Source organism: Corynebacterium marinum DSM 44953 (genome assembly GCF_000835165.1).
Lineage (GTDB): Bacteria > Actinomycetota > Actinomycetes > Mycobacteriales > Mycobacteriaceae > Corynebacterium > Corynebacterium marinum.
In genome coordinates this window covers 1,158,656-1,182,150 of sequence record NZ_CP007790.1, presented here as the reverse complement: position 1 = coordinate 1,182,150, position 23,495 = coordinate 1,158,656, and the positions used below count along the sequence as shown (strand labels likewise).

General features: G+C 65.0%; 21 protein-coding genes. 11 read left to right on the top strand and 10 right to left on the bottom strand.

All coding sequences use genetic code 11. The features are described 5' to 3' along the window. Positions 1–2 precede the first annotated feature (2 nt). A complete protein-coding gene (gene uvrA, locus B840_RS05670) occupies positions 3–2,852 on the bottom strand; it encodes an excinuclease ABC subunit UvrA (RefSeq protein ID WP_042621342.1) in 2,850 nt (949 codons plus the stop codon). Positions 2,853–2,953: 101 nt separating this feature from the next. Here uvrA and B840_RS05665 point away from each other — a divergent pair, with 101 nt between their 5' ends. From B840_RS05665 to B840_RS05640, 6 genes are all read left to right on the top strand, one after another. After that, complete coding sequence (locus B840_RS05665) at positions 2,954–3,556, top strand: MBL fold metallo-hydrolase (protein ID WP_042621341.1); 603 nt, start codon at positions 2,954–2,956, stop codon at positions 3,554–3,556. A 75-nt stretch (positions 3,557–3,631) separates the two neighbouring features. Continuing rightward, positions 3,632–4,540, top strand: a complete 909-nt coding sequence (locus B840_RS05660) for a DoxX family protein (protein WP_042622550.1) — start codon at positions 3,632–3,634, stop codon at positions 4,538–4,540. Positions 4,541–4,660: 120 nt separating this feature from the next. Then, entirely contained in the window at positions 4,661–6,829 is a 2,169-nt protein-coding gene (locus B840_RS05655) for a HelD family protein (protein WP_042621340.1), read from the top strand. 219 nt (positions 6,830–7,048) lie between these two features. Next, entirely contained in the window at positions 7,049–7,369 is a 321-nt protein-coding gene (locus tag B840_RS05650; protein ID WP_042621339.1) for a nucleotide pyrophosphohydrolase, read from the top strand. Positions 7,370–7,529: 160 nt separating this feature from the next. Further along, the gene (locus B840_RS05645) at positions 7,530–9,110 is read left to right on the top strand and encodes a DNA/RNA helicase domain-containing protein (protein ID WP_229676571.1); all 1,581 of its coding nucleotides are present in this window, start codon (positions 7,530–7,532) and stop codon (positions 9,108–9,110) included. 87 nt (positions 9,111–9,197) lie between these two features. Beyond that, the gene (locus B840_RS05640) at positions 9,198–11,042 is read left to right on the top strand and encodes a DUF262 domain-containing protein (protein WP_042621337.1); all 1,845 of its coding nucleotides are present in this window, start codon (positions 9,198–9,200) and stop codon (positions 11,040–11,042) included. Positions 11,043–11,127: 85 nt separating this feature from the next. Here the strand turns inward: B840_RS05640 and B840_RS05635 are convergent, their stop codons facing one another. The 3 genes from B840_RS05635 to uvrB all read right to left on the bottom strand — a co-directional run bounded on the left by B840_RS05635 (position 11,128) and on the right by uvrB (position 14,187). Continuing rightward, complete coding sequence (locus tag B840_RS05635) at positions 11,128–11,568, bottom strand: universal stress protein (protein ID WP_042621336.1); 441 nt, start codon at positions 11,566–11,568, stop codon at positions 11,128–11,130. Positions 11,569–11,631: 63 nt separating this feature from the next. Then, entirely contained in the window at positions 11,632–12,087 is a 456-nt protein-coding gene (locus B840_RS05630) for a universal stress protein (RefSeq protein ID WP_042621335.1), read from the bottom strand. Positions 12,088–12,096: 9 nt separating this feature from the next. Next, on the bottom strand, positions 12,097–14,187 hold the full coding sequence (uvrB, locus tag B840_RS05625) for an excinuclease ABC subunit UvrB (protein ID WP_042621334.1): 2,091 nt from the start codon (positions 14,185–14,187) through the stop codon (positions 12,097–12,099). A 180-nt stretch (positions 14,188–14,367) separates the two neighbouring features. Here uvrB and B840_RS13060 point away from each other — a divergent pair, with 180 nt between their 5' ends. Then, a complete protein-coding gene (locus tag B840_RS13060) occupies positions 14,368–15,213 on the top strand; it encodes an HTH domain-containing protein (RefSeq protein WP_211255107.1) in 846 nt (281 codons plus the stop codon). Positions 15,214–15,449: 236 nt separating this feature from the next. Here B840_RS13060 and B840_RS05620 read toward each other — a convergent pair whose 3' ends face one another. After that, complete coding sequence (locus tag B840_RS05620) at positions 15,450–16,370, bottom strand: LppP/LprE family lipoprotein (RefSeq protein WP_042621333.1); 921 nt, start codon at positions 16,368–16,370, stop codon at positions 15,450–15,452. A gap of 406 nt (positions 16,371–16,776) precedes the next feature. On the opposite strand from B840_RS05620, the gene B840_RS05615 reads away from it, so the two are divergent. Then, the gene (locus B840_RS05615; RefSeq protein WP_042621332.1) at positions 16,777–17,310 is read left to right on the top strand and encodes a hypothetical protein; all 534 of its coding nucleotides are present in this window, start codon (positions 16,777–16,779) and stop codon (positions 17,308–17,310) included. Here B840_RS05615 and B840_RS05610 read toward each other — a convergent pair. Beyond that, entirely contained in the window at positions 17,307–17,789 is a 483-nt protein-coding gene (locus B840_RS05610) for a heme-binding beta-barrel domain-containing protein (RefSeq protein ID WP_042621331.1), read from the bottom strand. The genes B840_RS05615 and B840_RS05610 overlap by 4 nt on opposite strands. A gap of 139 nt (positions 17,790–17,928) precedes the next feature. Here B840_RS05610 and B840_RS13680 point away from each other — a divergent pair, with 139 nt between their 5' ends. Both B840_RS13680 and B840_RS05605 read left to right on the top strand, forming a co-directional pair. Next, positions 17,929–18,438 carry a hypothetical protein gene (locus B840_RS13680; RefSeq protein WP_169745262.1) on the top strand — a complete coding sequence of 170 codons (510 nt, stop codon included), beginning with the start codon at positions 17,929–17,931 and terminating at the stop codon, positions 18,436–18,438. Continuing rightward, on the top strand, positions 18,360–19,010 hold the full coding sequence (locus B840_RS05605; RefSeq protein ID WP_052491105.1) for a hypothetical protein: 651 nt from the start codon (positions 18,360–18,362) through the stop codon (positions 19,008–19,010). The genes B840_RS13680 and B840_RS05605 overlap by 79 nt, the downstream gene beginning before the upstream one ends. Positions 19,011–19,014: 4 nt before the next feature. On the opposite strand, the gene B840_RS05600 is transcribed toward B840_RS05605, so the two are convergent. Together B840_RS05600 and B840_RS05595 are read right to left on the bottom strand one after the other, a co-directional pair. After that, positions 19,015–19,635 (bottom strand): cation efflux transmembrane domain-containing protein, encoded by a 621-nt coding sequence (locus tag B840_RS05600; RefSeq protein ID WP_042621330.1) that lies wholly within the window; start codon positions 19,633–19,635, stop codon positions 19,015–19,017. Next, entirely contained in the window at positions 19,632–19,994 is a 363-nt protein-coding gene (locus B840_RS05595; protein ID WP_042621329.1) for a DUF4259 domain-containing protein, read from the bottom strand. Before B840_RS05595 ends, B840_RS05600 begins: the two co-directional genes overlap by 4 nt. A gap of 53 nt (positions 19,995–20,047) precedes the next feature. Between B840_RS05595 and B840_RS12850 the strand changes: the two genes are divergently transcribed. After that, positions 20,048–20,878, top strand: coding sequence for a YdcF family protein (locus B840_RS12850; protein ID WP_052491104.1), 831 nt, complete (start codon positions 20,048–20,050; stop codon positions 20,876–20,878). On the opposite strand, the gene coaE is transcribed toward B840_RS12850, so the two are convergent. Next, positions 20,875–21,471: a dephospho-CoA kinase gene (coaE, locus tag B840_RS05585; protein ID WP_042621328.1), complete on the bottom strand. Its 597-nt coding sequence runs from the start codon at positions 21,469–21,471 to the stop codon at positions 20,875–20,877. The genes B840_RS12850 and coaE overlap by 4 nt on opposite strands. 20 nt (positions 21,472–21,491) lie before the next feature. Then, positions 21,492–23,477, bottom strand: coding sequence for a glucose PTS transporter subunit IIA (locus B840_RS05580; protein ID WP_042621327.1), 1,986 nt, complete (start codon positions 23,475–23,477; stop codon positions 21,492–21,494). Between the last annotated feature and the right edge of the window lie 18 nt (positions 23,478–23,495).

Below are 23,495 nucleotides of genomic sequence, written 5' to 3'. Positions count from 1 at the left end.
AACTAGAGAACTTCGGCCAGGAACTTCCCGGTGTAGGAGCCTTCGACGGCCGCCACGTCTTCCGGGGTGCCCTCCGCGACGACGGTGCCGCCGCCGGAGCCGCCCTCGGGCCCCATGTCGATGATCCAGTCCGCGGACTTGATCACGTCGAGGTTGTGCTCGATGACGATCACCGAGTTGCCCTTCTCCACCAGCCCCTGGATGACCAGCATGAGCTTGCGCACGTCCTCGAAGTGCAGGCCGGTGGTCGGCTCGTCGAGGATGTAGACGGTGCGGCCCTGGGAGCGCTTCTGCAGCTCGGAGGCGAGCTTGACACGCTGCGCCTCGCCGCCCGAGAGGGTGGTGGCGGACTGGCCGAGCCGGACATAGCCGAGGCCGACGTCGACGAGCGTCTTCAGGTAGCGGTGGATCGAGCTGATGGGCTCGAAGAAGTCCGCGGCCTCGGAGATGGGCATGCCCAACACCTCGGCGATACTCTTTCCCTTGTAGTGCACCTCGAGGGTCTCGCGGTTGTAGCGCGCGCCGTTGCACACCTCGCAGGGGACGTACACGTCGGGCAGGAAGTTCATCTCGATCTTGAGGGTGCCGTCACCCTGGCAGGCCTCGCAGCGCCCGCCCTTGATGTTGAAGGAGAAGCGGCCGGCCTTGTAGCCGCGGACCTTCGCCTCGGTGGTCTCGGCGAAAAGCTTGCGGATCTTGTCGAACACGCCCGTGTACGTCGCCGCGTTGGAGCGCGGGGTGCGGCCGATCGGCGACTGGTCCACCTGGACGAGTTTGTCCAGGTGCTCCACGCCCTCGACGCGCTTGGCGCGGCCGGGCACCTGGCGGGCGCGGTTGAGCTGGTTGGCCAGGGTCTTGGCCAGGATCTGGTTGACCAGGGTGGACTTGCCGGACCCGGAGACGCCGGTGATGCAGCACAGCACGCCCAACGGCACCGAGACGTCGATGCCGCGGAGGTTGTTCTCCCGGGCGCCGATGACGGTGAGCTGGCGCCCGGGGTCGATCGCGCGGCGCTCGTCGGGCACACCGAGGGTGCGCTTCCCGGAGAGGTAGTCACCGGTGATGGACCCCTCCGCGCTGAGGATTCCCTCGGGTTCACCCTGGTAGACCACCTCGCCGCCGTATTCGCCGGCCTTGGGGCCGATGTCCACGAGCCAGTCGGCGGCGCGGATGGTGTCCTCGTCGTGCTCGACCACGATGAGGGTGTTGCCGATGTCGCGCAACCGCTTGAGGGTGGCGATCAGCCGCTGGTTGTCGCGCTGGTGCAGGCCGATGGACGGCTCGTCGAGGACGTAGAGCACGCCGGCCAGTCCGGACCCGATCTGGGTGGCCAGGCGGATGCGCTGGGCCTCGCCGCCGGAGAGCGTCCCGGCTCCCCGGTTGAGGGTGAGGTAGGCCAGGCCGACGTCGAGAAGGAACTGGAGGCGCGCCTGGACCTCCTTGAGCACGGCCCCGGCGATCATCTCCTCCTTGCGGCCCAGGACGAGGGAGCCCAGGAACTCGCTGGCGTCGGTGATGGACAGCTCGGTCAGCCCGGCGATGGACTTCTGCCCGTGGGAGCTGGAGTCCAGGCGGACGGCGAGGATCTCCGGCTTCAGCCGCGCTCCCTCGCAGGTCGGGCAGGCGACCTCGCGGGTGTAGGCCAGAAAGCGCTCCTTGGACCACTCGGACTCCACCTGGTCGATCTTGCGGTGCAGGTAGCCCATGACGCCCTCGAAGGGGGCGGTCCAGTTGCGGACGCGGCCGTAGCGGTTCTTGTAGCGGACCGACACCTCCGTCTTCGTGCCGTGCACCAGGGCCTTGCGCTGCGTGGCGCTGAGCTGGGAGTACGGGGTCTCGGGGTCGAAGTCGAGGGCGGCGGCCAGGCCCTCGACGAGCTTCTCGAAGTACCCGGCGTTGGGGCTGGAGGTCCACGGCTGGATGGAACGGATGGCGGGGGCGTCCGGGTCCGGGATGATCAGGTCGATGTCGACCTCGGTGCGGGTGCCCAGGCCGTCGCAGGCCGGGCAGGCGCCGTAGGGCGAGTTGAAGGAGAAGGCGCGCGGCTCCAGCTCGTCGATGTCCAGCGGGTGACCGTTGGGGCAGGCGAGCTTCTCGGAGAAGATCATGAACCGGTCGGCGGAATCAGCCGGGCGGTCGATGAACTCCAGGGCCACGAGGCCGTCGGCGAGCCCGAGGGCGGTCTCCACCGAGTCGGTGAGCCGCTGCTGCTGGGACTCCTTGACCTGGAGGCGGTCGACCACGACGTCGATGTCGTGCTTGATCTGCTTCTTCAGGATCGGCGGCTCGGAGAGCGGGTACACCTCACCGTCGACGCGGACGCGGGCGTATCCCTGGGCGGCGAGGTCCTTGAACAGGTCGACGAACTCGCCCTTGCGGGTGCGCACCACGGGGGCCAGCACCTGGAACTTCAGGCCCGGCTCCATCGCCATGACCTGGTCGACGATCTGCTGCGGGGTCTGCCGCGCGATCTTCTCGTCGCACACCGGGCAGTGCGCGGTGCCGGCGCGGGAGAAGAGCAGGCGCAGGTAGTCGTAGATTTCCGTGATGGTGCCCACCGTGGACCGGGGGTTGCGGTTGGTCGACTTCTGGTCGATGGACACCGCCGGCGAGAGGCCGTCGATGAAGTCGACGTCCGGCTTGTCCATCTGGCCGAGGAACATGCGGGCGTAGGAGCTCAGCGACTCGACGTAGCGGCGCTGCCCCTCCGCGAAGATCGTGTCGAAGGCCAGCGAGGACTTGCCTGAGCCCGACAGGCCGGTGAAGACGACCATTTTATCGCGGGGCAGGTCAATGTCCACACCCTTGAGGTTGTGTTCGCGCGCACCGCGCACGACGAGGCGATCAGCCACAGTTCCCTAGCCCTCCGTCACGTTGGTTGAGCCGGTTACTCCGACCCACAAACATCCTCGAACATACCAACGAGTGCACCTCCGGCGCTACCCTTGGTGACATGACAAACACCCTCGAACTCCACCGGATCTCCGTCTCAGAGATGGACAACAACTGCTTCCTCCTCGTCGCCGGCGATGAGGCCCTGCTCATCGATGCCGCCGACGACGCCCCCGCAATCCTCGCCCTGGCGGAGCAGGCCGGCGCGAAGATCACCGCCGTGCTGACCACCCACCGCCACCCCGACCACCACCGCGCACTCGTCGAGGTGCTCGAGAAGACCGGCGCAACCCACTACGCCTCCTTCCTCGACGCCCCGGCGCTGCCGGCCGACGTCGACGTGGAGCTCAACCAGGGCGACGTCATCGACTTCGCCGGCCACGATCTTCCGGTGGTGGTCCTCCGCGGCCACACCCCCGGCGGCGCCGCCCTCGCCGCGGAGATCGACGGCCAGACGCACCTGTTCGTCGGCGACAGCCTGTTTCCCGGCGGGTTGGGGAAGACGACGTCGGAAAGCGATTTTGTCCGCCTGTTCAAGGACGTCACCGAGCGGCTCTTCAACGTCCACGGCGACGACGCGATAGTCCACCCCGGCCACGGAGACGACACCACGCTCGGCGCCGAGCGACCGCAGCTGGATGTCTGGTGGGAGCGTCGCTGGTAGAAATTCGTCGCTAGACTGGATGAAGTACAACCGACGCATGGAAATACAGTCGACAAACATTCAAGGAGCACCATGATCATCCGCAAGATCGCCCGCCCCATGATCGCCTCGGTCTACATCGCCGACGGAGCCGACAGCCTGCTCCACACCTCCGAACATGTGGAGAGCGCGGAGCTGCTGGTCAAGCGCGCCCGGGCCATCCTCCCCCGCAATTACGCCCGCCGCATCCCCCGCGACCCGGAGCTGGTGGTCCGTTCCGTCGCCGCCGCGAAGGTCGGCGCCGGCACCACCCTGGCCGTCGGTTTCCTGCCGCGGGTCTCCGCCACCGTGCTCGCCGCCACCGCGGTCCCGACGATGCTGGCCCGCCACGCGTTCTGGGAGACCCAGGACAAGGCGGAGCGCAACGCCCGCCGTTCCGGTTTCCTCACCAACCTGGCGCTGCTTGGCGGCCTGCTGATCACCTCCACGGACACCGCCGGCAAGCCGGGCCTGAAGTGGCGCGCCTCCAAGGCCGCCGAGGTGACCAACAAGAAGGTCCACGCCGCGCTGCCGACCAAGTCGGAGACGGAGAAGGCCGGCGACTCCACCCGTGAGTGGCTGGATGACGCCTCCGAGCGGGTCACCGAGTACGCCCACCGCGCGCAGGACTTCTACGTGGACCACAAGGACGAGTGGCGGGACACCGCCACCGCCACCGCGGCGGCCGCCACGACCGCCGCCGCCGGTGCGGCCCACAAGGTCTCCGATTACGTCGCCGAGAACAAGGACGACTGGCTCGGCGCGGCGCGCGATAACGCGAAGACCGCCCGCCAGGGCATCGTCAAGGCCGCCGCCGTCGCCCAGGACCGCGCCGACGAGGCTCTCGTCGCCGCCGAGAAGAAGTCCGGCCGCGCAGCCAAGACCGCCCGCAAGAACGCGGACAAGCTGCAGGGCCGCGCGGACAAGGCGATCACGAAGGCGCAGAAGAAGATCGGCAACTTCTAGTCGTCACCGATCCGGCGGGTCCGGCTCCCCACGCGGGGGCCGGGCCCGCTTCGCTGTTTCCCGGGCCCAGGGCCTCGGGTATGGTGGATCATCCGTTTGTCTCAGGGAGGTAATGCACACGTGAGTGAGATCGCGAAAGAACAGGCTTACGTCGACGACCTCTTCGCCCGGCTCGACGAGGAAGTCTCGACCGCCAACGAGCGGCTGCGCCAGGTGCAGCTGGAGGTGGACCCCGCAAACCCGGACGCGGATGCGCTGATCCGGCGTGAGACCGAGTACCACGCCCTGAACTCCAAGCTCGACCGTCTCAACCTGGCGCAGCTGGGTCTGGTGTTCGGGCGCATCGACATCGATTCGGACGACCCCGAGAACCCGGTCCCCGGCCACCCGGAGCTGGACCGCCGCTACATCGGCCGCATGGGCCTGGACGTACGCGAGGAGGGCTACCGCACCCTGCTGCTGGACTGGCGCGTGCCCATGGCCCGCCCCTTTTACCTGGCCACCACCGCCCAGCCGGAGGGGGTGACCCTGCGCCGGCACATCCGGACGAAGGGCCGCGAGGTCACCGGTGTCGACGACGAGTGGCTCTCCGGCGAGCACGCCGGCGAGGGCCTGGAAGGCGTCGGCGGCGAGTCCGCGCTGGTGGCGGCGATGAAGGCCGCGCGTACCGGCCACATGAAGTCCATCGTGGAGACGATCCAGCGCGAGCAGGACCTCATCATCCGCGACGAGACCCGCGGCGTCATGGTCGTCGAGGGCGGCCCCGGCACCGGCAAGACCGCAGTGGCGCTGCACCGGGTGGCCTACCTGCTCTACACCGCACGCGAGCAGCTGACGAAGTCCGGCGTGCTCATCGTCGGGCCCAACCGCACCTTCCTGGACTACATCTCCCGCGTCCTGCCGGAACTCGGCGAAACCGGCGTGGTCCTGAGCACCGTCGGTGACCTCTACCCCGGCGTCCACGGCGCCGCTCCCGAGTCCCTGCTCACCCGGGAGATCAAGGGCTCGGAGGAGATGGTGACCATCCTCCGCGAGGCCGTGCGCGCCCACCAGACGCTTCCCGACGCCCCCGTCGAACTCCCCCACGGCTCGCTGCGCCTGCTTGTCGACGCCGCCATGGTCAAGGCCGCCCGCACCCGCGCCCGCCGCTCGCGCCGGCCGCACAACGAGGCCCGAGCAGTCTTCGCGGAGCACCTCATCGAACTGCTGGCCGCGCAGCTGGCCAAGCGCATCGGCGAGGATCCCCTGGGCGGGGCCAACCTGCTCTCTCGGGCAGACATCGACCAGCTGCACGACGACCTGGCGGAGGAACCGGGCGTGGAGAAGCTCATCGAGGAGTTCTGGCCGGAGCTCAGCCCCGAGGGTGTCCTGCGCGGGCTGCTGGAGGACGCCGCCGCCATCGACGTCGCCGCCGCCGGCTACGACGACGAGACCCGTGAAGCGCTCTGGCGGCCCGAGGGCTCGGCCTGGGCGGCCTCCGACGCGGCGCTGCTCGACGAGCTCGCCGTGCTGGTCGGCCTGCCGGACGAGGAGAAGGCCGAGGCCCAGAGCTGGGACGAGCAGATCGAGGACGCCCAGGACGCACTGGACATCCTCGAATCCTCCGCATCGGTGGACGACGACGACCTCGGCGACATCTTCGACGCCGAGCACCTCGCCGCCACCGACGTCATCTCCGCCAAGGAACTCGCCACCCGCCAGCTGGTGCGCGACTCCCGCTCCACCGCCGAACGCGCCCGCGCGGACCTGCAGTGGGCCTACGGCCACGTCATCGTCGACGAAGCCCAGGAGCTCTCCCCCATGGAATGGCGCATGGTCTTCCGCCGCAGCCCGGCCCGCTGGATGACCCTGGTCGGCGACACCGCCCAGACCGGCTCCCCCGCCGGCGTGGACACCTGGGCCGCGACGATGGAGCCCTATGTGGGAACCCGTTTCCGCCACCACGAGCTGACCGTGAACTACCGCACCCCGGTGGAGATCATGGAGGTGGCCAACGCCGTTCTCGCGCGCATCGACCCGGACGCCACCCCGGCCGTGGCCATCCGCGAGTCCGGCGTACCGGTTCGTTTCCTGCCGGCGGGTTCTTCCTGGGAGACGCCTGCGGAGGGCTTGACCAAGGTTATCGACGTCTCGAACGTCACCGAGATCAAGGGCCTGGAGTTCGACCACGTGGTGGTCGTTGACCCGAAGCAGATTGTCGAGGCCTCCCCGCAGGGCTGGCAGGACCTCTATGTGGCGGTCACGCGGGCGACGCAGACGTTGACGGTGGTGGGCGAGCTGCCGGAGTAGGGGTTGTGACTGTCCGGGGTGGCGGCGGGTCGGTGAGGCTCCCCGCCTGGAGGAGATCAGAGAGTCGAGAGGGCTACCCTCGAGGTCGAGAGCAGGGGCGAACTCCTCTCCCTGATCTCGACTTCCTGGTTTCGACTCCGGTGGTACCCACCCCAGGAACGCCCGGCTCCTCGCCGAACGTAGTGACCTCCGCCTACGGGGCACGGATACACTGGTGCAATGGCCAGTGAAGAAATTCTCGCGCGGCTCCGCGACTTCGTTCGCGAACGGGACTGGGCCCAATTCCATACTCCTGAGACCCTCGCCAAAAGCATCAGCATCGAAGCCGCCGAACTTCTCGAGTGTTTCCAGTGGAACGATTCCGCGGAGCCCGAGGAGCTCAGGAGCGAGTTGGCGGACGTCCTCACCTACGCCTATCTGCTGGCGGATCTCCTCGGCGAAAATCCCGACGAGCTCGTGAGGGCGAAACTGGCGATCACCAATGAGAAGTACCCGGTGGAGAAGTCCCGCGGACGATCGGATAAATATGACCGGCTTTAAGATAGAAGAGTTTGAATTTACTTCCGGCTCGGTGAGAGAGTTGCCGAGGGCGTCGAAATTGAGCAACTGGCCCGTCGTCTACGTCCTCAACAGCCCACCCGAGGGTAGAGGCGCCAGGGGGTCCATCTACCTGGGAGAAACGCGAAACTTCAGCTCGCGCATGCGTCAGCACCTGGACAACAAGGAGAAGCAGGAGAAGCTCAAGACGATCCGGGTGGTGCTGGACGACACCTTCAACAAATCGGTGTGCCTGGATCTTGAGTCGTACCTGATCAAGTACGCCGCCGGCGACGGGACGAATGACGTCCTCAACCGCAACACCGGCGTGGTCGACGCCGACTACTACGAGCGGGAGAAGTACACCCGGGTCTTCGACGAGATCTTCAACGAGCTGCTCACGGCCGGGGTCTTCAACCGGGGCATCCCGGAGATCGTCAACTCCGAGCTGTTCAAGCTCTCCCCTTTCAAGGCGCTCAACGAAGACCAGGCCATCGCGGCGGTGGACATCATGGAGGGTCTGGTCGAGGATCTGTCGAAGAAGAAGGAACAGAACAACCTCGTCGTCATCGAAGGTGATCCCGGCACGGGAAAGACCGTCGTGGCCGTCTACCTGATGAAACTGATCTCCGATATTTCCGTCCACCGCGACCGTCATGAGGCAGACACCGACACAATGTTCTCCGAGTTTTTCGTCGAGGACACAGTGCGGCTTTTCGAGGGGCTTCGGATCGGGATGGTCATCCCGCAGCAATCCCTGCGTAAATCGCTGAAAAACGTCTTCACCAAAACCCCCGGGTTGAAGGAAGAGATGGTGATGACGCCGCACGAGGTGGCGGAGGATCGGGGCGAATTCGACATTCTCATCGTGGACGAGGCACACCGGCTCAACCAGTTCTCCTCCCAGTCCTCGGGGCCCGCCAACAAGAGATTCCAGAGCATCAACGCCGACCTCTTCGGCGGTGACCGCCCCCAGGCTTCCCAGCTCGACTGGCTGCGGGCCAAGGCGAAGAATCTGATTCTGATGCTCGACCTCAAGCAGTCCGTCCGGCCCCAGGACCTGCCGGAGGAGGAGTACCTTGAGCTGCTATCCGACGTGCCGCGCGACCGACGCTACAAACTCCACACCCAGATGCGGAGCATGGGCGGCAACGACTACATCAGTTACGTCTACAACGTCTTCTCCCCCGCTCCCCCTTCAGAGCGCCTGACCTTCGGCAACTACGAAGTCGGGCTGGTCGACTCTCCCCGCAGGCTCGTCGAACTGATCAAAGCGCGGGAGGCCGAGCACGGCCTGTCCCGCATCGTCGCGGGCTACGCCTGGCCGTGGAAGTCGAAGAAGGACAAGACGGCCATGGACATCGACCTCGGTGAGGGTGTTGAGTTCCAATGGAACAGAGTTGTCGTCGACTGGGTGAATTCACCCACGGCCCTCGAGGAGGCCGGCTCCATCCACACCATCCAGGGCTACGACCTCAACTACGCGGGTGTGATCATCGGGCCCGACCTGCGCTACGACCCGTGGAGGAACGAGTTGTTCATCGACCGCGACAGCTACCACGATTCCTTCGGCAAGCAGAACATCACGGTGCGTAATCGCCCCACGACGAATGAATTTCTCCAGTCGTTGATCACCAACATCTACGCTGTCCTGATGACGCGCGGTATCCGCGGCACCTTCATCCACGTTGTCGACCCGGGGTTGCGGAAATATCTCGGCAGGTACTTCCCGGTGGTTGCTTGAATGCGATTGAAGAGACGGCATTCTTAATTTTCACCTACCTTGGATTTAGAAGCCTTTAAAAAACTGCTCTCAATTCAAGGAGTCGCCATGGGTTTCCAGACCCCGATGTATACGTTGTCCCAGTACCTGGAGGAAACCCGTTCGGGGAAGATCCAACTGCCTGATTTCCAGCGCGGTTACAAGTGGGACGACGAACGGATCCGCCAGTTGTTGATCACGGTGCTGCGAGGCCATCCCATGGGCGTGGTGATGTTGCTGGAGACCAACAACGCACTGGTGCGCTTCAAGCCTCGCCCGATCACCGGCGTCGACCTGGAGCCCGGTACCGAGCCTGAGAAGCTCCTCCTTGACGGACAGCAGCGTCTGACCTCGCTCACACAGGCGCTGACCGGTGGCGGGGTGGTCCACACCAAGGATGTTCGCGGCAAGCTCCTTGAGCGCCGGTACTTCGCCCACATGGCGCGAGCCCTCGAAGACGTGAACCGTATGGACGAAGCGGTGATATCAGTACCCGGAGACGGAGTGATCAGGAAGAACTTCGATCGCGATATCGTCCTGGATCTCAGCACGCCGGAAAAGCAGCGTGCAGAAGGTTACTACCCACTGAACCTACTTTTCGACGCTACCGGGTCAATGGAATGGCTTTTCGGCCACGAAGATAAGAGTCTCGCGTTCAGCTTCCAGGACAAATTCGTCTCCCAGGCCGGGAAGTACAACATCCCCGCCATTGAGCTGGACGCACAGACGGACAAGGCTGCTGTGGCCACGGTCTTCGAGAAAGTCAACATCGGCGGCCTGCCGCTGAACGTCTTTGAGCTCCTCACCGCGGTGTTCGCTGGCGACGCCGATTTCTACAACGAGACCGGTTCCGATTTCCGGCTCAATGATGACTGGCAGGAGACAAAGAAGAAATGGGTGGATTTTCCTGTCCTGGCGGGCGTGGAGAACACGGATTTCCTCCAGGCGGTCACGATGCTGGCCACCCGCAAGCGAAATCTCGCCAGTACCTCCACCCGCCCACCCGCGATCTCGGCGAAACGTGAAGATGTCCTCAAGCTCGAGCTGACCGACTACCTCGAATGGCGAGACCCGCTGCGAGACGCCTTCATCTGGGCCTCCGGGTTTTTGGCAGATCGCCATATTTTCAGCCACCGTGATGTTCCGTACCCGAAGCAGTTGGTTCCTCTGGCAGCCATCCGGGTAGTGCTGGGCCAGAAGGCGGACATGCATTCGGTCAGTGCCCGGTTGTCCACCTGGTTCTGGTCCGGTGTGTTGGGTGAGCTGTACGGTTCTGCGACTGAGACACGCTTCGTTCGGGACATCGAGGGTGTGCCTGCCTGGGCGGTCGATGGGGAGAGCCCGACTCCCCGGACCGTGGCGGACGCCAACTTCACAGAGTCCCGACTGCATTCCATGCGGACCCGCAACTCTGCCGCTTATAAGGGAGTCGCCGCCTTGGTCATGGCGGGCGGTGCCCGTGACTGGATGGAGGACAAGGCTTTTGGGGCGGTCCAGCACAAGGACATGGCGGTGGACATTCACCATATTTTCCCGCAGCGCTGGTGCAATGAAAACGGCATCGATGATGAACACCGGGAGAGCATCGTGAACAAGACCATGCTCGGTGCCCGCACCAACCGCGTCATCGGAGGTGTGGCCCCGTCGTCCTACCTGGACAAGATCAAGGAACAGGCCGGCATCGACGACGAGATGCTCGATGCTCTGCTCAGGGGCCACCTGATTGAGCCGGAAAATCTGCGTACAGATAACTTCCGGAACTTCTTCAGCACCCGCCGGGAGCAGCTCTGCCTCTTGATCGAATCTGTGCTGGACAAGAAGGTCCAGCGGGACATCAGTCAGGGGACCGCCGCCGAGGATTCTTCCCACTTTGAAGAGGAAGCCTTCGTGGAGGGGAACCCGGAGGAGGAATAGATGGTCTCACCCCACCATTAACGACAACGCGGCCCCCAGGATCTCCTCCCGGGGGCCGCGTCAGTGCTTCTGAGGCACAAGCCGCTTAAGAGACCGTGTGAACAATCATCACGTCGCAGTCCGACTGACGCGCGACGTCAGCCGGGACGGAGCCCAGCAGGCGGCCGGTCAGGGAGTTGATGCCACGGTTGCCCACGACCAGCAGGTCGGCGTTGGACTCGTTGACGATGGCCATAAGGGCCTCGACCGGGGTGCCCGGGCGGACGGCCTGCTCGACCTTGGTGGCGCCAGCCTTGCGGGCGGCCTCTTCACCTGCGGCGAGGTTCTTCTGGGCGGTGTCATCGCCGAGAATGGTAACGGAATCCTGACGGAGGGTCTGGGAGGCCTCGTCCTTGTTCTCGTAGTAGGCGCAGCCGATGATGAGGGTCGCGTCAAAGGCAGCGGCAATCTTGGCAGCGCGCTCAACAGCCAGCAGGGAAGACTTCGAGCCGTCCGTGCCGACGACGATCTTCTGGTAGTCGCTCATGGGATCTGTTGGGACCTTTCCTCAGGAATGTTGGTTGCGCCCTAGTTTAACAACCTTTAAGGACTAAGACCCGTGCTCCGCGGTATTGACGATCATCACGTTCACCGAAGAGCTGCGCACGACCTCGGTGGGGATGTTGCCGAAGACCCTCCCTGTCAGGGTGTTTATGCCCTTGTTTCCCACCACGAGCAGGTCAATGCCGGTTTCCTGGACCTCCTTGGTCATCGCTTCTGCGGGGACACCCGCGACCTTGCGCAGCTCGATTTCGGACACGCCCTCCTCTTCCGCCGCGGCTTTCGCCTTGAGGAGCTGCTGCTCGGCCGCCTCCTCCTCACTGACGGCGACGGAGGCGAGATCCGGATGGGAGGAGTTGAGCAGAGGGCCGGAAGCCGCGTGCCATGCGGACATGATCACCAGCTTCGCTTCGTAGAGGCGGGCCAGGCTGGCGGCGGCGCGGACCGCGGCCATGGATGTCTCGGAACCGTCGGTGCCGACTGCAATCTTCGAGTATTTGATCATGGTGCTATTTTACATCCCCGCGTCCTTGACGCCCCGCAACTCCTTCTTCAGCTCGGCGATCTCGTCGCGCAGGCGTCCGGCCAGCTCGAACTTGAGCTCCCGGGCGGCGGCTCCCATCTGAGCCGTGAGGTCGTCGATAAGCTTCTGCAGCTGCCCGGCGGGCATGGCGGAGGTGTCCGGCCGCTTGACCACGGCCGCCTCTCCCCCGCTGCGTTCTCCATCGCCCGACTCGTAGACCTGGTCAAGGATGTCGGCGATCTTCTTGCGCAGCGGCTGGGGGTCCACGCCGTGTTCGGTGTTGTAGGCGACCTGCTTCTCGCGCCTGCGGTCGGTCTCCTCGATGGCCTGGGCCATGGAGTCGGTGATCTTGTCGGCGTACATGATCACCTCGCCGGAGACGTTTCGGGCGGCGCGGCCGATGGTCTGGATGAGCGAGGTGGCGGAGCGTAGGAAGCCCTCTTTGTCGGCGTCGAGGATGGCGACGAGCGAAACCTCGGGGAGGTCGAGGCCCTCCCGCAGAAGGTTGATGCCCACCAGGACGTCGTACTCCCCCAGGCGCAGCTGGCGCAACAGCTCGACGCGCTGGAGGGTGTCGATGTCCGAGTGCAGGTAGCGGACCCGGATTCCGTTCTCCAGGAGGTAGTCGGTGAGGTCCTCGGCCATCTTCTTGGTCAGGGTGGTCACCAGGACGCGCTCGTTCTGCTCGGTGCGCCCGCGGATCTCGTGGATGAGGTCGTCGATCTGGCCCTGGGTGGGCTTGACGGTGACCTTCGGGTCCACCAGACCGGTCGGGCGGATGACCTGCTCGACGAACTCGCCGCCGGCGGCCGCCATCTCGTATTTGCCCGGGGTCGCGGAGAGGTAGACGGTCTGGCCGACGCGGTCCTCGAACTCCTCCCACGTCAGCGGGCGGTTGTCCATGGCGGAGGGCAGGCGGAAGCCGAACTCCACCAGGTTGCGCTTGCGCGACATGTCGCCCTCGAACATGCCGCCGATCTGCGGCACGGTGACATGCGACTCGTCGATGATGGTGAGGAAGTCCTCCGGGAAATAGTCGATGAGCGTGGCCGGGGAGGTGCCTGCGCCGCGGCCGTCGATGTGCCGGGAGTAGTTCTCGATGCCGGAGCAGAAACCGACCTGCTCGATCATCTCCAGGTCGTACTCAGTGCGCATGCGCAGACGCTGGGCCTCGAGCAGCTTGCCGCGGTTCTCCAGGTCCGCGAGCCGCTCCGCCAGCTCCGCCTTGATCGCCGCGACGGCCTTCTCCATCCGCTCGGGGCCGGCGACGTAGTGGGTGGCCGGGAAGATGCGGATCTCCTCCACCTGGCGTACGGCGTCGCCGGTCAGCGGGTGAATGTAGTAGAGCGCGTCGACCTCGTCGCCGAAGAACTCCACCCGCACCGCCAGCTCCTCGTAGGCCGGGATGATGTCCACGGTGTCGCCCTTCGCGCGGAAGGTGCCGCGCTGGAAGGCGATGTCGTTGCGCTCGTACTGGATGTCCACCAGCAGGCGCAGGAAACGGTCGCGCTCCACCTCGTCGCCGACCTTGAGCACCACCGAGCGGTCCAGGTAGGACTGCGGCGTGCCCAGGCCGTAGATGCAGGAGACGGAGGAGACCACGACGACGTCGCGACGCGAGAGCAGGCTCGACGTTGCGGAGTGACGCAGTCGCTCCACGTCCTCGTTGATCGACGAGTCCTTCTCGATGTAGGTGTCCGTCTGCGCGATGTACGCCTCCGGCTGGTAGTAGTCGTAGTAGCTGACGAAGTACTCGACCGCGTTGTTCGGCAGCAGCTCACGCAGCTCGTTGGCCAGCTGCGCCGCCAGCGTCTTGTTCGGAGCCATCACCAGCGTGGGGCGCTGCTGCTTCTCGATCAGCCACGCCGCCGTCGCCGACTTACCCGTACCCGTGGCGCCCAGCAGCACGATGTCACGTTCGCCGCGGTTGAGCCGCTCATCAAGCTCCTTGATCGCCGCCGGCTGGTCACCGGCAGGTTCGAACTCGGAGATGACCTCGAACTTGGCGTCCGAGCGCTCGATCTCGCCCACCGGGCGGTGCTCGGAATGGGACAGCACAGGGTGTTCAGCAGCAAAAGCCATGCTCTACAGGGTACGCGGGTTAGGGGTGGGGGTCGACGGGCGTGATTGGGGCGGTTTGTGCCAAGCATGTTGGGCCACAAGCCCAGCACGTGAAAGTTCGCTCGCTCAAGTTCAACTGGTAAGCCACCGCTCCAGCTATCGTTGTTTCTAAGGAAAGTTTCATCTACCAGAGGAGCAGCAATGTCCAATATGCAATGGCGAGATGCAATTCTCCGGGTCCTAGGTCAAGTAGACGAACCGATGCACTACACGGAAATTGCTCAAGCTGTTATCGATCAGGGGCTGCGGCGAGATGTCGGTGCCACTCCAAGCAGCACGGTCGCTTCGTTCCTCGGCAGCGATGCTCTGAAAGATCAGATCGTCAAGACCGAGCGAGGTTATTACATCCTCCCCTCTAAACTGCGATCGTTACTAAAGAAGTCCATGACGTCGGATTCTGAGTCTGATGAAATTGTTAAAGAAGCAACCCGGGTTTCCGCGTTGAACGAACCATCAGCAGTAAAAACTGCTACCGATCCTCTGGAAAGTGAAGCAGGATTAATTGGATCGTTCGGCATGTTTTGGCACAGGAATGAAGTGGACTGGCGCACTCCCAAGGTTCGACTCCTAGGTGTCCAGTTGACAGGTGGCGATCCAATCGATTTTTCCGAGCAGGCGGGTATATACCTCTTACATGAGGGGAACAGGGTCATTTATGTTGGCCGAGTAACCGAGTCCCGTTTGGGGGCGCGATTGTCGCAACACACCAGGGATCGGCTGAAGGCTCGATGGGATAAATTCTCGTGGTTCGGGGTCCGCAGCGTGGGTGATGATGGAAAACTGGGTGAAGTCCCACCTCCTGGAATGTCCATCGAAGCGCTGATTGCCACGATGGAAGCCTTGATGATCGAAGGACTTGAACCTCCACAAAACCGTCGCCAAGGGGACGGTTTCAAAGCGCTCGAGTTTATTCAAGAAGTGGATCCTGCCATTGAGAATGAACGCAAGAGGAGACTATGGCACGAAGTCGGAAAACAGTTCCGCTAGACAAATAGCCTCAACATCCTTCTTAGAGCCAACACTTTGGAGTGTGGTTCAACACGCATCCGTCAGGGTACCAACGGGATGCCACGGTGTCTTACAACCGCCGAGGAATCCAGTTTTCCTCGGTGCCGGGATTTAGGAGTTCTTTACACCGAGACGGTCCACCAATGTGATTCCTCCAGTAGCCCCGGCGTTACCTCGCTTTCGCCGATCTCCAGGATCTGTATAAAGCTCCTCCCTCATCCCTCCCACCGCAACAGATCCTGCGGATGCCGTGACGTGTCGAGCTGGAAGGTCGGCACCTCGACGGGCTCGGCGACACCTTCCCCGAGGAGGTAGGCCCGGTTCACGTCGTGGATCTTCACCACCTCGCTGCGGGTGTCGATGAAGATGTCGCCGATCCTGGTGACGGAGCCACCGGGGAGCATCTCGAAGTCTGAACCTGGCGCGGGGAATGTGCCGGTGGACGTCCGGATCTCCCAGGGGTCCTGGAAGTTCAGCCGGGCGATGTTCGCCGAGGTGCCTTTTTCCTCGGGAATCTCCCGTGTCCGGGGCCAGGGCGTGGAAGTCTCTGAGTAGCAGACCAGCTGCACACCGTTGAACAGCGCGAAGTCGCAGGTGATCTTCTCCTCGCCCATCATCAGGGAGTACTGGCGGCCCATCGGACGTTCCTCATCCCACGGACGGTAATTGGCGTTGCCGTAGGGTCGTGGCGCTCCTTCTGCCGGCGGCCCCGCCCGGGTGAGATCCAGGCGCACGTTGTCGCGCCGATCGGGAGGCAGTTGTCCCTCGCCCAGGAGCTGTCCCTCCGCCAGCGTGTAGGTGATTGGCGCTGTCTCGGTGCCGCGCTCGTCGGTGTCGCGATGGGTCACGGTGATGGAGCGGGCGTCGATGCGCTCCACTGCGGCGGTGCCGTTGAACTGGCGCGGCGCGGGCTCAGTGATCAGTTCTTCGCCGGCGAAAAACACCACTGCGTGGACGAATCTGCTGCCGTTGCCGTCGTCCTGCCCTGCGTTGCCGTTCGTCCCCGACAACGTCACCCAGCTCAGCTCGACGCACGGGTCGAACTGGTTGTCCGCGACGCTGAAATAATAGGACGTTCCAGGCTGATCGGTAGGGATGATTTGGGAGCCAAGCCAGGCCCCCAGGGGGGTCGACATCAGGTCCAGGTGCGGGCTCCCACACTCCGCCGGCGGCTGAGAGGGCTGCTGCGGCGGTGGTCGCCGGGTGCTGACGGGGGTGGTCGAAATTTCGGTGGTGGCAGGCAACGCGGATGACGGAGCCCTACCGAGGGTGACCTCGGGGGTTTCGCTCACCGGGGATGGGGCGTCAAGCACGTCGGGGGTGCATCCGGCGAGCGCCAGAGCCAAGACGAAGCCCAGGGGGAAGAATCTGCGTAGTTTCATCGGGCCTCCTTGCACCAGGCGTGACGTGCGCTTACTTCACATATCGCGGGGCACAGGGGATCTATAAGCGGGGTAGGTCAGACGTTGCCCAGATGTGACCGCACTGCCGTTGGTCGGTGATCGAGGAGAAGTAGGCTCCGTCTCAAGGAGCGTGATCCAAGTGAGCCACCCGAAGAAATTACTCGCAGCGCTGCTCGGAGGAGCCACCCTGGCCGCCTGCGGGAGCGAAGACATCGTCGAGGAAACGACGGCGTCGATAAGCACCACCACAGCATCCAGCGACTACATCGGCATCCCCGGCAGCCGTTTCGTCGGCGAGATCGCCGAGCTCCCCGAGACCGATTCCGCCCCGTACTCCTCGTCGCTGATCTACCCGGCGCAACCGGGTCTGCAGTTCCAGGGGCCGGACGGCACCTACTGCGAGATGTACGCGGACGATCCGGCGACGGCGATGTGCACCCACCAGGGCGAGGGCGACGACAACGCCGTTTCGGTGCGCGAGGGCGAGCCGGCGACCACGCACAACGTCAACCGGATCTTCACCGCACACAACCGGACCAGGGTCCTGGAACCGGGCTCGAAGCTTGTCGAGGGCCCCGTCAGCTGCGCCGTCCCGGCACACGGGGTCACGGTGATGTGCGCGGTCGGCTTCTACAGCTTCGCGGTCAGCCGGGACGGCGTGGAGCTGAGCTAAGCCTCCTTCGTCAGCTCGCTCTCCAGGTGCTGCTGCATCGGCTGGCCGACCGCGCCCATGTGGAAGCGGTGGGTGACCGAGGTGCGATCGCCGTTGAAGGAGTAGCTGCGGGCCGTGGCGTCGACCTGCTTGGCCGTGGGCGAGTTGACCACGGTGGAGGGCTCGAACTCGAAGACGAGGAAGTACTCGTCCTCGACGGCGCGGCCGGCCAGCAGCTCGGTCTGCCCCATCGGCTGGGCGATGATGAACTCGAGGTTGCCGTCGCCGACGGGCCGGAAGAAACCGACCTCGGTGTGCATCGGGCCATTGGGGCCCATGGTCTTCTGCTCGTAACGGAAGAAGGGCTTGCCGGGGGCCGGGGCGAAGGTCAGGGTCTCGGAGTAGGCGAAGTCGCTGATCGTGGGATAGTAGCCGCGCCCCTCCCCTTTCCAGGTGCCGAGGAGGAAGGCGTAGGGCTGCAGGTTCGGGTGGAGTTCCATACCTGCAGATCGTAGGCGAGAAAAAGACGAGGGCCCGGCAAGCGTTAACGCTCCTGGCGTCAGAGGCTACATCCGGACCCTCACCGCGTTGCGCTCCTGGCGCAAGAGGCGGCATGCCGTTGACGATACCATCAGGACCATGGGGGTCAAACGACAACGTTCATGGGTGTCCGAAGCACGATTCAAGCCTTATTTCGAAGAATGCGGGGGAAGTGAAGACGATGCCTGGAGGCCTTACGAGTGGAACGCGCGAGTGTCATCCGCGCTTTCCGAATGCATCCATCATGTAAAGGTTCTGCTGCGTAATGCGATGATCGCGGAGCTTGAGACACTGCACCCGTTGCAGTACCCGTGGCACTCCGACAACTCGACGATCCATCAGATAGCCCAGAAGAAGCGACGAAGCGCAGGTGTATCGGCCGATCCTGACGACATCATCGCCAATCTGAATCTCGGGTACTGGCAACAGTTCCTCCAGGACAAGCCTGCCGACAACGAGGACCTCTGGCGAACCACCCTGCGAAGAGCCTTCCCCACTCCCGCGGCGACCGGAAGACTGTCCTCAACGCCATGGAAGATCTCTTCGAGCTGCGCAACCGGTGCGCGCACCAGGACTCTCTTCTGGGATTCGACCCCTCAGTCGAGCTGAAGAAGATCATCAAACTCGCCCGCTGGGTCGACCCTGACGCAGGCCGATGGATTGGGAGTATCGAGCAGGTCACAGGGGTCGTCGATGCCCGTCCGATTCCACCGAAGATGAACGCGGTCATCATCGGCGACGCCAGCAACTGCAACTATGAGCTCTACCGGCGGGTGAATGCCCTCATCAACCCCACGGCCAGGAAAATCGCCCCCGTCAGCTATCTGGGCTTCTACCACGGTCAGCGCATCGAACCCCATTTCGCCCGGATTCTCCAGGTGACCGTTCCGACCGTGTGGAGCACCACGGAAGCCAACCGGCTCAAGAAGTCGGGGGACCCGGAGGAAAAGCAACTCGGCAAAGTCATGAGCTACGCGATCCAGGCGGGTTTTCGGAGTGAGGAAAGCTTCGAGGTCTACCTGTTGAGTCCGCCGGATGATCCCCGGACGCTGAGAACCAGCTCCGAACGCCCGATCGCCCACGATAAGCGGGGGCGTGGAACGGCATTCGCCAAGGGCGGCCGCCGATACTTTTCCACCGCTGCGTTGATGAACGCCTCCGAAACCTCGGACCTTGAATAGCTTCTCAGTCGTCGATGTCCTCGCCCGCGAGCGCCTTGGCCGCCAGCTCCTCCTCTTCCGCCACCTCCCAGACCTCCTTGGCCGCGGTGAGGTTGAGCGCGATGATGATCACGCCGAGGATGATGTCGGGCCAGCCGCTCATGGTCGCCCAGGTGAGCAGGCCCATGGCGATGATGGCGAGGTTGATCAGGACATCATTGCGCGCCGCCAGGAAGGCCGCCGCCCCGAGCGAACCGGCGTGCCGGCGCACCCGCACGAGCAGCCAGGCGCAGACGACGTTGACCACCGCGGCACCGCTGGCGGCCAGGATCAGGCTGGCCGGTTCCGGGGCGACGGGGTCGAAGGCCTTGTCGATGGCCTGCCAGCCCGCCACCAGCGCGGGCACGAGGATGATCACGGCGGCGACCTTGCCGGCGATCGCCCGCGACCTGGCCGCCCAGCCGAGCGCCATGAAGATGAGCAGGTTGACGGCGGTGTCCTCGAGGAAGTCCACCGAGTCTGCCATGAGCGAGACGGAGCTGATGGTCACCGCGACGCCGAACTCCACGAAGAAGTACGCGAAGTTGAGCAGCGCCACGATCAGGACGATGCGGCGCAGCTGGCCGCGTTCGACGATGTCACTCATGACAGGCTGACGTGTGCCTTCGCCTTCCACTCATAGAGCTGGTCGGTGCCCTGCTCGGCCCAGTGGCCGGCGAGTTCGGAGACGGTGCCGTCGGCGAGCACGGCCTCGAGGCTCTGGCGCAGCCGCTCCTTCATCTCCGGGGTCTGCAGCTGCGTAACGTGGGCGGGTTCGATGCCCTCGGGGAGGTCGCCGGCGGCCAGGTGCGCCAGGGCGACGATCAGCGCGCCCTGGTCGGCGTCGATGAAGCGGGTGCCCGAATCGGGCAACAGCTCCTCGAGGTAGAGGTCGCCGCTGCGGACGTCGTTGAGCAGCTCCGCGGCTTCGTGGTTGTCGAAGGGGCCGGTGTTCCAGATTTCCATGACCGATACCTTACTCCGGCCCGCGCCGGCGATCCGCGCGATAGGATTCGGGCATGCGATTGCGCCCCCTCCTCGCCGCTGTGGCAGCGGTAGCTCTCCTGCCGACGGCACCCGCCCAGGCGTTCACGTCCTCGCTCTCCTCCTTCCCGGTGTCCTCCTCGATCCCCGGCACCGAGCAGATCGTGCTTGTCGACGTCCCCGGCTACGGCCCCTACTTCATCTCCCCGGAGGTCCAGGGCGGCGGCCTCAACCCGGCTGCGGCCACCGGGGAAGATCTGCTCAGCGCGGCGGTCTTCTCCGCCGACTTCGAAGGCAACAGTGCAGCCCGTGACGCCGCCCTGGGCGCGCTTGGGTCCGAGCGGCGTGCGCAGGTCCAGGCTGCGCTGAGCGCGCTGCACTCCCCCGTCCGCCAGCCCTCCACTGTCACCGCCGACGCCCCCATCGTGGTGCTGGGCAACGGGCTGGGTACCGACGGCACCGTCCACCCGAACCTGCTCAACCGGCTCGTCGCCGCCCGCGATCTCGCCCTCGCCCGCCCCACCGCCACCGTCGTCGTCTCCGGCGGCGCCACCCCGGACGGCTTCGTCGAAGCGCAGGTCATGCGCACCTGGCTGGTCGACAACGGGGTGTCGGCCGGGCGGATCCTCGTGGAGGACCGCGCCAATTCCACGGTCACCAACGCCCGCTACTCCCGCGAGCTGCTGCCGGACACCGGCGCCGTCATCGTGGTCACCTCCGAGAATCACATCCACCGCGCGGTGGTCGACTTCACCCTCGCCTTCGGCACCGAGGTCGCGGGTGTGGGCGCCCCGAACGATCCCCCGACGGAGATGCCCGGCCTCATCTGGACCTACCGCGACGTGGTGAACTGGTTCCTGGCCTAAACGGCCCGGATGCGCTCCACCAGGGCATCCACCTGTGCTGGCAGGTCCTCGAGCGATCCGTTGTTGTCGATGACCACATCCGCCGCGGCGCGGCGTACGTCATCCGGGACCTGGGCAGCGATGCGGCGGCGCACGTCCTCTTCCCCCAGTCCCCTGCTCCCGACGAGGCGGCGCACCCGCTCCTCCACGTCGACGTCGACCACCACGACCAGGTCCATCCCCCGGTCCAGGCCCTTGTCCACCAGCAACGGCATGTCGTAGACGACGGCCTGTTCGCCGGCCTTCTCGGCGGCGTCGAAACGCCGGGCGGTCTCCGCCGCGATACGCGGGTGGGTGATGGAGTTGAGCAGGGCCGTGTGCTCGGCGTCGACGAACGCCTTAGCCGCCAGCCCCGCCCGGTCGAGACTCCCGTCCCCCCGGATGATGTCCTCCCCGAACACCTCGGCCAGCTCCGCGAGCGCGGGCTGGCCGGGTTGAACGATGTCGCGGGCGATCTGGTCGGCGTCCACCACGGGCAGGCCGCGTTCGAGGAGCAGGCCCGTCACCGTCGATTTTCCGCTTCCGATGCCACCTGTGAGTCCCACTTTGATCATGGGACCCATGGTAGCCAGGCTCACACCTTCTCGGTGACCTTCGGGGTGGCGTCGATGATCTGGTCGCCGATGGCGACGTCGCCGGTCGCGGTGAGCGCGACGACGTCGGCGAGCTTGCGGTGGTTGGTCACCACCACCGGGGTGATGGCACTGTAGCCGGCGGCCTCGATGGCGGCGCGGTCGAAGCGAACCAGGGGCTGGCCGGCGGTGACGCGGTCGCCCTTGGCCACGAGCAGCTCGAAGCCCTCGCCCTGCATGTTCACGGTGTCGATGCCGATGTGCACCAGCAGCTGCACGCCGCTGTCCAGCTTCAGCCCGATGGCGTGGCCGGTCGGGAAAGCCACCATCACGGACCCCTCGGCCGGGGCGAAGACGGTGTCGCCGGAGGGGTCGATGGCGATGCCCTTGCCCACCGCACCGGCGGCGAAAGCCTCGTCGGGCACCTCCGCCAGCGGGACGACGCGGCCGGCGAGCGGGGTGGAGATCGCGATGGTGTCGGCGACGGGGCCCGCTGCGGGGCCGGAGGCGGCGTCGATACGCTCCTCTTCGGCCTCGCTGGCGGCGGCCTGCTCAGCCTCGATGCGGGCCAGGGCCTCGGCCTTCTCGTCCTTGCCGCGGTAGTCGAAGAAGACGACCAGCAGCATCGAGGTGAAGAACGCGGCGGCCAGGCCGAGGGCGTAACCCGGGATCGGGTCCATCGCCGGAATGGTCAGCAGGGAGGTGAACACGAAGGCGTAGGCCTTGACATCGAAGATGCCCATGACCACGCCGCCGATGAAGCAACCCGGCAGCAGGCGCGCGTAGGTCTTCTTGAAGCGCAGCAGCACGCCGTAGAGCGAGGGTTCGGAAATGCCGCCCAGCAGACCGGCGAGCATGCCGCCGAGGGAGACCTGGCGCATCGGCACGTTCTTCTCGCGGATGGAGATGATCATGACGCCGGTGACCACGCCGAAGCAGGCGAAGTTCCACGCGCCCATGGGGCCCTGGATGAAGTCGTAGCCCAGGGTGGCGATGTTCTGGATCATGATGGCGTTGAGCGGCCAGTGCAGGCCCAGCGGCACGAGGAACGGGTAGAGCATCGGGATGATGATCGCCAGGATGAACGGCGAGAACCCGTTGACCGCCTCGAGCAGGCTGGCGATGCCGTTGCCCACGCCGATGCCGAAGGGGCCGAGCAGGAAGGCCGTGGCCGGGATCATGATGAGCAGGGAGAAGAACGGCACGAACACCATCTGCACCGCCGAGGGGATGATCTTCTTCAGCAGCTTCTCCACCCAGAACAGCCCGATGGCCGCGATCAGCGGCGGGAAGACCTGGCCGGAGTAGTCGTTGAGGACCATCGGCAGGCCGAACACGGTGACGGTGTCGCCCGCCGAGCCCAACGCCAGGAACTCCGGAGTGAGCAGCGCGGCCGGGATGGCCGCGCCGACCCACTCGTTCGCACCCAGCTTCCTCGCGGCGGTCGCGCCGACCATGATGGGCAGGAAGTAGAACACCGAGCGCCACATCGCGTGCATGAACACGTAGGTGTCCGGCTGTTCATCCATCGGGGCACGGAACTCCTGCCAGCCGAAGGTGTCCGCCAGCACCAGCAGGGTGATGATCAGCGAGGCACCGAGCAGCGCCCACAGGATCGGGCGGAAGGTGTCGGAGAGGAACTCGAAGGCGAAGTCCACGTAGGAGTACTTGCCGCGGACGCCGTCGTACTCTTTCTTCCCCGAGGCGGGGGCGGAATCGGCCGCCGAATCGCCCATCCCGGGTTCCTTGACGATGTCGTTGTAGAAGTCCGCCACGCCGCCGCCCATCACCACCTGGACGCCGGTGGTTCCCTGCTTGACCACGCCGAGCACGGCCGGGTCGGACTCCAGCTTCTCCACGTCGACCTTGCTCTGGTCGCGGAGCTGGAAACGAAGGCGGGTGGCGCAGTAGGTGAGGTTGGCGACGTTCTCTGCGCCGCCGACCTCACGCAGGATGTGTTGCGAGGTGGACGTTGTCGTGGAGGCCATCTTCAGGGACCTTTCATC